The sequence below is a fragment of the Verminephrobacter aporrectodeae subsp. tuberculatae At4 genome, assembly GCF_000193225.1.
Taxonomy (GTDB): Bacteria; Pseudomonadota; Gammaproteobacteria; order Burkholderiales; family Burkholderiaceae_C; genus Acidovorax; species Acidovorax aporrectodeae.
In genome coordinates, this window is sequence record NZ_AFAL01000974.1 from 1 (window position 1) to 9,728 (window position 9,728).

Consider the following 9,728-nt stretch of genomic DNA (forward strand, 5'->3'; position numbering starts at 1 on the left):
GCCGTTGCCGTGCCGCATGTGGGCCGGAGGGCGCCTGCACTGGCAGGCCGGCAACCCGCTGCGCGTGGGGGACGTGGTCGAACGCCGCTCGTGCATCGCGTCGGTCACGCACAAGGCGGGACGCACGGGCGATCTGCTCTTCGTGCTGGTGCGCCATGCACTGCACAACGCGGCCGGCTTGGCGCTGACCGAAGAGCACGACATCGTCTACCGCGCTGCCGCCCGCCCCGGTGAGCCGGCGCCCGCGCCCCAGGCGGCCCCGCAGGACGCGGCCTGGCAGCGCGTGGTGGTGCCGGACAGCGTCCTGCTGTTTCGCTACTCGGCGCTCACGTTCAACGGCCACCGCATCCACTACGACCGCCACTACGCGACCGCGGCCGAGGGCTACCCCGGCCTCGTCGTGCACGGCCCGCTGATCGCCACGCTCTTGCTCGACCTGCTGCGCCGTGAAATGCCGCACGCCGTTCCCGCGGGCTTTGCCTTCAAGGCCGTGCGGCCGATGTTCGACCTGCACCCGCTGCACCTGCATGCACGCCCTGCGGCCGACGGACGCAGCGTCGATTTGTGGGCCAGCGACCCCGCAGGCGGGCTGACCATGCAGGCCACGGCCACCCTCTGACTGACACCCTTGCCAATGACTGTTCCCCATCCCCCATGATTGCTCCCCCCGATGACAGCTACCAGGACCTGCGCGACGCCGTGCGCGCCCTGTGCGCCGAGTTTCCCGACGAATACCACCGCAAGATCGATGCGCAGCGTGCCTACCCCGAGGCCTTTGTCGATGCGCTGACCCGCGCCGGCTGGATGGCCGCGCTGATCCCGCAGGAATACGGCGGCTCCGGCCTGGGGCTGACCGAAGCCTCGGTGATCATGGAGGAGATCAACCGCAGCGGCGGCAACTCGGGTGCCTGCCACGGCCAGATGTACAACATGGGCACGTTGCTGCGCCATGGGTCCACGGCGCAAAAGGAGCTGTACCTGCCAAAAATCGCCCGCGGTGAATGGCGCCTGCAGTCCATGGGCGTGACCGAGCCCGGCACCGGAACCGACACCACCAGGATCCGGACCAGCGCCGTAAAAAAGGGCACGCACTATGTGATCAATGGCCAGAAGGTCTGGATCTCACGCGTGCAGCATTCGGACTGGATGATCCTGCTGGCGCGCACCACGCCGCTGGCCGAGGTGCGCAAGAAATCCGAAGGCATGTCGATCTTCATGGTCGATTTGCGCCAGGCCGAGCGCTCGGGAATGACGGTGCGCCCGATCCCGAACATGGTCAACCACGAGACCAACGAGCTGTTCTTCGAGAACCTGGAAATCCCGGCGGAGAACCTGATCGGCGCGGAGGGCCAGGGCTTTCGCTACATCCTCGACGGCCTGAACGCCGAGCGCACGCTGATTGCTGCCGAGTGCATTGGCGACGGCTACTGGTTCATCGACCGCGTCACCCGGTACGCGAAGGAGCGCAATGTGTTCGGTCGCCCCATCGGGCAAAATCAGGGCGTGCAGTTTCCGATTTCCGAAGCCTTCATCGAGCTTGAGGCCGCGAACCTCATGCGCTGGAAAGCCTGTGCGCTATTCGACGCGCACCGGCCCTGCGGCGCCGAGGCGAACATGGCCAAGTACCTCGCGGCCAAGGCCAGCTGGGAGGCGGCGAACGTCTGCATCCAGTACCACGGCGGTTTCGGATTTGCCTGCGAATACGATGTGGAGCGCAAGTTCCGCGAAACCCGCCTGTACCAAGTGGCGCCGATCTCCACGAACCTCATCCACGCCTACGTGGCCGAGCACGTTCTCGGGCTGCCACGTTCGTTCTGACCATTTCATACCGAGGCTGCCGAATGCGCCGTCCCCTGGAAGACATCACCGTCGTATCGCTTGAGCACGCGATTGCGGCACCGTTTTGCACGCGCCAGCTGGCCGACCTGGGCGCGCGCGTCATCAAGGTCGAGCGCCCGGGAAGCGGCGACTTTGCTCGCGCCTACGACGCCCGCGTCAAGGGCCAGTCGTCGCACTTCGTGTGGACCAACCGCTCCAAGGAGAGCCTGGCGCTCGACCTCAAGCACCCCGAGGCGCTGGCTGCGCTGCGCACGCTGCTCGGCCAGGCCGACGTGCTGGTACAGAACCTGGCGCCCGGCGCCGCCGCGCGCATGGGTCTGTGCTACGAGGCGCTGCACGCCAGCCACCCGCGCCTGATCGTGTGCGACATCTCGGGCTACGGCGCAGATGGCCCGTACCGCGACAAAAAAGCCTACGACCTGCTGATCCAGAGCGAGGCCGGCTTTCTGTCGGTCACCGGAACACCCGAGGAGCCGAGCAAGGCCGGCAGCTCGGTGGCCGACATTGCTGCGGGAATGTACGCCTACACGAGCATTCTGTCGGCGCTGCTGCTGCGCGGGCACACGGGCGAGGGCAGCCACATCGACGTCTCGATGCTCGAATCGCTGGCCGAGTGGATGGGCTACCCGATGTACTACGCCTTCGATGGCGCGCCCCCCCGCGCGCTCGGGCGCGGCCCACGCCAGCATCTACCCCTATGGGCCGTTCGAGGCGGGCGACGGCGGCAGCGTGATGCTGGGCCTGCAAAACGAGCGCGAGTGGCAGACGTTCTGCTCCGGGGTACTGCGCCAGCCGGCGCTGGCCACGGACCCGCGCTTTGCCAGCAACGCCCAACGCAGCGCCCAGCGCACCGAACTGCGCGCCGTGATCCTGCAAGCCTTTGCCGCGCTGACGACCGACGAATTGCTGCAGCGACTCGACGCCGCGCAGATCGCCAACGCGCGTGTCAACGACATGGCGGGCCTGTGGGCGCACCCGCAGTTGGCCGCGCGCGGGCGCTGGCAGGACGTGCACACGCCCGCAGGCGAAGTGCCCGCGCTGCTGCCGCCGGGGCGCAGCAACCGCTTCGACTGCCGCATGGACCCGGTTCCCGCCGTAGGCCAGCACACCGAAAGCATTCTGCGCGCGCTGGGCCTGGACGACGCCGCCCTGGCGCGGCTGCGCGCGGACGCGGCGATCTGATCCCCTGCATCGCAGGGCGGTGTGCACAACGGCTCGGTGTTCCACCCGGCGGCGGCGCTGGCCATTGGCACGGCCAGTCGCGCTCAGGGCGCGTCAGATGCTACTGGCTTGCGCGGGAGTCATTGGCTGATCAGCGCCACGCCGGTCTTGGCTTGCAGGGCTTCAAAGTCCACGCCTGGCGCCAGTTCCACCACCCGGATGCCCTGCGGCGTCACGTCCATGACGGCCAAGTCGGTGATGATGCGATCGACCACGCCCACGCCTGTCAGGGGCAGCGTGCATTCGGGCAGGATCTTCAGGTCTTCGCTGCCGTCCTTCTTGCGCGCCACATGCTCCATGAGAACGATCACGCGCTTGACGCCCGCCACCAAGTCCATGGCGCCCCCCATGCCCTTGACCATCTTGCCGGGGATCATCCAGTTCGCCAGATCGCCCTTTTCGCTGACCTGCATGGCGCCCAGGATGGACAGGTTGATCTTGCCGCCGCGGATCATGGCAAAGCTCTCGTGGCTGCCAAAGATCGACGATCCCTTGATCGTGGTCACGGTCTGCTTGCCGGCGTTGATCAGGTCGGCGTCAACCTCGTCTTCGATGGGAAACGGGCCGATTCCCAGCATGCCGTTTTCGGACTGCAACCACACCTCCTTGTCGGCGGGAACGAAGTTCGCCACCAGCGTGGGAATGCCGATTCCCAGATTCACGTAAAAGCCGTCTTCGAGTTCACGCGCGGCGCGCGCCGCCATTTGGTCTTGACTCCAGGACATAGGTCTTTCTCCGGATGAATGGGGGGTGGTGGCGCTCTTCAAACGCCCGCCTTTTCCGTGATCGTGCGCTTTTCGATGCGCTTTTCGGGATGCGGGTTGTGCACGATGCGCTGCACGTAGATTCCGGGCAGGTGGACTTGGTCCGGCGCGATGGCACCCGTCTCCACGACTTCTTCGACTTCAACGATGCAGACCTTTCCCGCCATGGCGACTGCGGGGTTGAAGTTGCGCGCCGTGAGACGGAACTGCAAGTTGCCCGCCTTGTCGGCGCGGTGCGCCTTGACCAGCGCCACATCGGGCAGCAGCGCGCGCTCCAGGACATAGGTGACGCCGTCGAATTCGCGCAGTTCCTTGCCCTCGGCGACCATGGTGCCGACACCGGTCCTGGTGAAGAAAGCGGGAATTCCGGCGCCGCCGGCGCGCAGCTTTTCGGCCAGCGTTCCCTGGGGGGTGAATTCGAGCTCCAGTTCGCCCGCCAGGTACTGGCGCTCGAACTCCTTGTTTTCGCCCACGTAGGAGGCGATCATCTTTTTGATCTGGCGGGTTTCGAGCAGCTTGCCCAAGCCAAAGCCATCCACCCCGGCGTTGTTCGAAATCACGCAGAGATTGCGCACGCCCGAATCGCGCAGAGCGTCGATCAGTGCCTCGGGAATGCCGCAGAGGCCGAAGCCGCCCACTGCAATGAGTTGACCGTCAGCCACCACGTCCTCGAGGGCCTCGACCGCACAGGGAAACAACTTGTTCACCACGACCTCCTTGTGAATCCGGACAGGCGGCGATTTCCGTCCCGGGCTTGGTCCGCCGGGATGATAGCCCAACAGGCGCCCCTGACCCGGGATCTACCGCCCCCGGGCGCGCAGCACGCTCAGCAGGTTCTGCGCTGCGCCGACGCCCATGTTCACGTAGGCCTCGTGGGTCACCCCGCCAATGTGCGGACTGAGGATGAAGTTCTTCTCGCCGCGAAACGGATGGCCCGCGACCATGGGCTCGACCGCGAAGCTGTCCAGGCCCGCCATGGCCACCTGGCCGCTGCGCACGGCGGCGAGCAACGCCGCCTCGTCGATCAGGGCGCCGCGCGCGGTGTTGATCACGATCACGCCGCGCCGGCAACGCGCCAGGGTCTGCGCGTCGAGCAGGCCCCGGGTCTCGTCGGTCAGCGGACAGTGCAGCGAGATCGCGTCGGCCTCGCGCCAGATCGTCTCCAGGTCCACTACTTGCACGCCGTCCGGAATTTCCCGGGCAAAAGGATCGTAGCCCAGGACCCGCATTCCGAGCGCGCCGGCCAGCCGCGCAAAGCGCCGGCCAATGGCCCCCAGACCCAGCACGCCGATGCTGCGCCCGCCCAGTTCGAGGCTCTTGTGGACCGCCTTGTCCCAGTGCCCCGCGTGCATGCGCGCGTCCAACGCCACCACCGATTTGGCGCAGGCCAGCAGCAGCGCCAGCGCCTGCTCGGCGACCGCGGCCGCATTCGCGCCCGCCGCGGCCAGCACCCCGATGCCGCGCGCCCCGGCCGCGACCTTGTCGATGCTGTCGGTGCCGCTGCCGTGCTTGGAGATCACCTGGAGCGCCGGCGCGGCGTCCATCGCCGCCGCTCCCACGCTGCCGTAGCGCACGATGATGGCCACGGGGTCGTGCTTGCGGCACAACTGCACCAGGTCCTCCTCGGTCGGCGCCCGGCCGGCGTAGACGATTGCGAAATCCCCGAGCAAGGCCAGCGCCTGCGGCGCGAGATCGGCGCCGGTGACCAGGATGGTCGCGCGCATCACAGCGTCTCTTGCGGCCCGAGCACACCGGCGGCGCGCAGGGCGTCCGGCAGCCATGGCGCCGCAGTCTCACCGCGCGCGATGGCCGCGATGCGCGCGGCCTCGTCCGCCAGCTTGCTCTGGGCCAGGGCCATCAGCGCCGGGGCCTTGGCGCGCTCGACGACCACCACGCCATCGGCATCGCCCACGACCAGATCGCCCGCATGGACCACCACGCCGCCCGCGCTGACGGGGTGGTTGATGCGGCCGGGAACCCGCTTCGTCGGCCCGGTCGGATTGAAGCCGATGCCAAACACCGGGAAGCCGAGTTCCAGCAGTTCCAGCCTGTCGCGCACGGCGCCGTCGAGCACCACGCCGGCGAGGCCACGCTGCTTGCAGGCGCTCAGCATGAGCATTCCCATGAGCGCCGACGTCAGGTCGCCCTTGCCGTCGATCACGAGCACGTCGCCCGGCTGGGCCAGGGCAATCGCAGCATGGATCATGAGGTTGTCGCCGGGGCGCACCTCCACGGTAAAGGCCGGGCCGGCCATCTTCATGGACGGGTGCACGGGGGCCACGCGGCCGTGCATGGCGCCGCGGCGGCCCGCCACGTCGCAAAGAATGGCCGCCTGGAAGGCAGCGGCTTGCCGTACCACGTCGGCGCCCACGCGCTCGATGCTGCGGATGATTTCAGGGAGTTGGCTCATGGCGCGAAGGGATGAGAAGAAAAAAAGGAAGGGGGTAGAGCGGATGAGAACGAGACGGCGGGCACGCGCGCGCAGCGCCTCAATCCAGACTGGCGCCGGAGGCTTTGACGATCTTGCCCCAGCGCAGCATCTCGGCAGCAAGAAACTGCGCGAACTTCTCGGACGTTCCGCCCAACACGTCACCGCCTTCGGAGCGCAGCTTGTGCGCCACGTCGGGCTGCTGCAAGGCCCGGTTGATGACCTGGTTGAGCTGGTCCACGATGGGCGCCGGCGTGCCGGCGGGCGCCAGAACACCGAACCAGGTGACCGCATCAAAACCCTTGTGGCCGGACTCGGCGAGCGTGGGGGTCTCCGGCAACTGGGCCGAGCGCTGCGCCGAAGTGACCACGATGGCGCGCAGCTTGCCGTTGCGCACCTGCCCGAGCAGGGTGGGAACGGACGACATGTACAGGTCGATCTGCCCGCCCACGAGGTCCGTCATGGCCTGCGCCGCGCCCTTGTAGGGAATGTGGCGCAGCCGGATCCCCGCCGCACTCTGCGCCAGTTCACCCGCCAGGTGCGCCACCGTGCCATTGCCGGAATAGCCCAGCGTCACGCTGTCGGGCCGGGCCTTGGCCGCCGCCACGACGTCGGCAAAGCGCTTGTAGGGCGAGCCCACGGGCGCCGCCATGACGATCGGCGAGGAAGACACCAGCGCCACGGGAACCAGGTCCTTGAGCGGGTTATAGGGCAGCTTGGCGTGGAGCGCGGGATTGATCGCCAGATTGCTGGTCTGGCCCAACACCAGCGTGTAGCCATCGGGCGAGGACTTGGCGGCGGCGTCCATCCCCAGGTTGCCCCCAGCACCCGGGCGGTTGTCGACGATCACGTTCCACTGGTTCTGGTCGGCCATCTTCTGCGCCAGGGTGCGCGCAATCATGTCAGTTCCGCCCCCCGGGGGGAAAGGCACTATGAGGCGGATGGGCTTGTTCGGATACACCGCCTGGGCCTGCACGCCGGCGGCCGGCAGCACGGCGGCTGCCAGACCCAGCACCAGGGCGCACAAGCGCGGGTCGAGGGAACGCAAAAAGGAAATCGGCATAGGTATGGTCCGTGTGAAAGATAGGGAAAGATCGGAAAAAGGCATTGCCTGCGGTTGGCGCCGCCGCCTCGGACGCAACTGTAGGCAGATGTGTCCCTGCCTACAATCGTGTTCCGCACCATGCAACATGCTGGACCATGAGCAATCGCGCCCGAATCCGCCGGCCTGCCGCCATGCCCGCCGATTCCGACCCGGCAGCGGGCGCGCTGCACCGCGCGCCCCCGACCGACGCGGAACCTGCGGACAGCCCTGGCGGCGTGATTGCCGTCACCCGCGCCCTGCAACTGCTGGATGCGTTTGCGCTCGGCGAGTCCTGCCTGTCGCTGGCCGCGCTGAGCCGCCGCTGCGGGCTGCACCGGAGCACGGTGCTGCGCCTGGCGCGCACGCTGGCGCGCTCCGGCTTCATGGTGCAGCGCGAGGACGGCGACTGGCGCCTGGGCCCCGCTGCGGGCTGGCTGGGCGCGCGCTACCAGGCGGGCTTCGACGTGCAAAACGTCCTGGAGCCCACGCTGCGCGAGCTGACGCAGACCAGCGGAGAGAGCGCCGCCTTCTACGTGCGCGAAGGCCGGCTGCGCACCTGCCTCGTGCGCGTCGAGGGCCCGCAGGCGCTGCGCCAGCACGCGCGCATGGGCGAAGGGCTGCCGCTGGACAGGGGCTCACCGGGGCGCGTGATCCTCGCCTTCTCGGGGGAATCGGGCGCGGCGTATGAGGATATCCGCCGGCGCGGCTACCACTGGTCCATCGGCGAACGCGAACAGGGCGTGGCCACCGTCTCCGCCCCCGTGTTCGGCAGACACGGGCAATTACTGGGTTCGGTCTGCATCTCGGGGCCGGCTGCGCGCCTGCCCGTAGCCAGACTGCACGCGCTGGCACCCGCATTGATCACCGCCGCAAACCGCCTGTCATACGCGCTTTCGGGCAGCGCCACCGCGCCCACGGTGCGGGCCAGCCACTGGCATCCGTGAAACCGTCCAAGGACCAGGCAGCCGCCCGCCGCGTGCGATAATCCGGCGCTTTCCGGCACGGTCATGCGGCTGTAGCTCAGTGGATAGAGTATTGGCCTCCGAAGCCAAGGGTCGTGGGTTCGATCCCCGCCAGCCGCACCAGATCTTCCGGATCATCCATCCAGCCCGGGCACCGCCCCACCACCACCGGAGAGGCTCCGGTGTCCACGCAGGGCGCGCGTGGCTTGGCGCGCCACAGGTCCGTCAGAACCAGAACCACCCAAACAGCCCCACATCGGACGCATGCCCGACGATGTGCAACGGCATGCGCGCCGCCGCGGCCCCGGAGGCGGTAATGACGCCGTCGGCTTGGCCGTCGGCGTCGTACTCGCCGCCATCGGTGATCTGGAAGTCCAGCCTGAGCCGATCGCCTTCCAGCACCATCTTGCCGCCGTAGGGGCTGCTGGCCAGGTTCACCCAGGTGCCGCTTTGGTTCTGCACCCAGTATCCGTTGACTCCCTGCGCCGGGTCCACGTAGAGGCTGAACTTCTCGGTGCGCGTGCCGGCCCCCAACTCCGCCCGGAATTCGGTCAGCCCGATGGGCATCTCCAGCGCTCCGGAATAGTTCGCGGGGGCGTCCTTCTGCTCCAGGCTGGTAATGCGCGTGCCGTTGTCGGCTTTGAGCTTGCCGTTCTGGCTGCCGGCCACCAGGGTGACGCTGGCGTTCGAGCAGACTGCGGATTGTCCGCTGTCCTTGATCCCGTCTCCGTTGCCGTCGCCGGCCACGGTGGCTGCGCCATGGAAGCGGGCAAGGCCACGGACCTGGTCTTCGACGGCGTTGCTCACACCGTCGTTGTCCGTGTCCTGCGCCGTGTTGTTGCTCACCGACCGGGCGGCAAAGCTGGCCGCGTCGTTGCCCGCTGCATCCTGCGTGGCGTTGGCGTCGTTGCCGGTCGTCGGGTCGGTGTAGGAAACGGTGACGTTCTGGCTGACGGTCACCGCGGTCGTCAGGGTCAGCGTCACGGTCTTGGCGGTGGCATCGACGGCGGTGGCGGTGACGGCGTTGGCCGTGCCGTCGACGAGCACCGTGAAGGCTCCCTTGTCCGCCTTGTGCGTGGCGTCCAGGGTGGTCGCTTCGGTGTAGCTCAGCACCAGGCGATTGCCGTTGACCGTGGCGCCTCTGAGTACGGGCGACTCGGTGTCGGTGGAGTTGACCTCATAGTTGTTGCTGGTCGGACTGCCCGTGGCGGCGTTGCCGGCCCAGTCTTTCACACCGCTGAGGTTGCTCACGCCGATGGCGTTGCTCGCGTCCGTGGCGTTCGCCGTCGGGGTCAGCGTGCCGGTCCAAGTCTGGCCGCCGTCGGTGCTGCGCAGTTCGCTGAGCGTGCCGTTGGGAACGCTCAGGTGGTTCTTGGTAAAGCCCGTGACCTGTTCGTCGAAGGTGAAGGTGACGGTGGTGGTTTACCGGC

Annotated in this window: 9 protein-coding genes, 1 tRNA gene and 2 pseudogenes; 5 read left to right on the top strand and 7 right to left on the bottom strand. The window is 67.9% G+C overall.

Going from position 1 to position 9,728, the window contains the following annotated elements; genetic code table 11:
• The 3 genes and pseudogenes from VTU_RS0123790 to VTU_RS30160 form a co-directional block, all read left to right on the top strand.
• Positions 1-619: HTD2 family dehydratase (locus VTU_RS0123790; RefSeq protein ID WP_029554710.1), on the top strand; the 619-nt coding region annotated here is incomplete at its 5' end.
• Positions 620-654: 35 nt separating this feature from the next.
• Complete coding sequence (locus VTU_RS0123795; protein ID WP_010110080.1) at positions 655-1,818, top strand: acyl-CoA dehydrogenase family protein; 1,164 nt, start codon at positions 655-657, stop codon at positions 1,816-1,818.
• 23 nt (positions 1,819-1,841) lie between these two features.
• A pseudogene (locus tag VTU_RS30160) lies at positions 1,842-3,021 on the top strand (CaiB/BaiF CoA transferase family protein).
• A gap of 119 nt (positions 3,022-3,140) precedes the next feature.
• Here the strand turns inward: VTU_RS30160 and VTU_RS0123805 are convergent.
• From VTU_RS0123805 to VTU_RS0123825, 5 genes are all read right to left on the bottom strand, one after another.
• Positions 3,141-3,785, bottom strand: a complete 645-nt coding sequence (locus VTU_RS0123805; RefSeq protein ID WP_010110083.1) for a 3-oxoacid CoA-transferase subunit B — start codon at positions 3,783-3,785, stop codon at positions 3,141-3,143.
• A 38-nt stretch (positions 3,786-3,823) separates the two neighbouring features.
• A complete protein-coding gene (locus tag VTU_RS0123810; RefSeq protein WP_010110084.1) occupies positions 3,824-4,531 on the bottom strand; it encodes a CoA transferase subunit A in 708 nt (235 codons plus the stop codon).
• Positions 4,532-4,624: 93 nt separating this feature from the next.
• Positions 4,625-5,548: an NAD(P)-dependent oxidoreductase gene (locus VTU_RS0123815; RefSeq protein ID WP_010110085.1), complete on the bottom strand. Its 924-nt coding sequence runs from the start codon at positions 5,546-5,548 to the stop codon at positions 4,625-4,627.
• On the bottom strand, positions 5,548-6,234 hold the full coding sequence (locus VTU_RS0123820) for an RraA family protein (RefSeq protein ID WP_010110086.1): 687 nt from the start codon (positions 6,232-6,234) through the stop codon (positions 5,548-5,550). The genes VTU_RS0123815 and VTU_RS0123820 overlap by 1 nt, the downstream gene beginning before the upstream one ends.
• A gap of 79 nt (positions 6,235-6,313) precedes the next feature.
• A complete protein-coding gene (locus VTU_RS0123825; RefSeq protein WP_010110087.1) occupies positions 6,314-7,315 on the bottom strand; it encodes a Bug family tripartite tricarboxylate transporter substrate binding protein in 1,002 nt (333 codons plus the stop codon).
• A gap of 173 nt (positions 7,316-7,488) precedes the next feature.
• On the opposite strand from VTU_RS0123825, the gene VTU_RS0123830 reads away from it, so the two are divergent.
• Positions 7,489-8,280, top strand: a complete 792-nt coding sequence (locus VTU_RS0123830) for an IclR family transcriptional regulator (RefSeq protein ID WP_010110088.1) — start codon at positions 7,489-7,491, stop codon at positions 8,278-8,280.
• Between the two features lie 65 nt (positions 8,281-8,345).
• Positions 8,346-8,421: transfer RNA gene (locus VTU_RS0123835), tRNA-Arg, on the top strand.
• Positions 8,422-8,523: 102 nt separating this feature from the next.
• Here VTU_RS0123835 and VTU_RS35620 read toward each other — a convergent pair.
• Entirely contained in the window at positions 8,524-8,865 is a 342-nt protein-coding gene (locus VTU_RS35620) for a choice-of-anchor U domain-containing protein (RefSeq protein WP_322835874.1), read from the bottom strand.
• 354 nt (positions 8,866-9,219) lie between these two features.
• Positions 9,220-9,708, bottom strand: a pseudogene (locus VTU_RS35625) (SwmB domain-containing protein); the annotation flags it as partial.
• Positions 9,709-9,728: the final 20 nt, after the last annotated feature.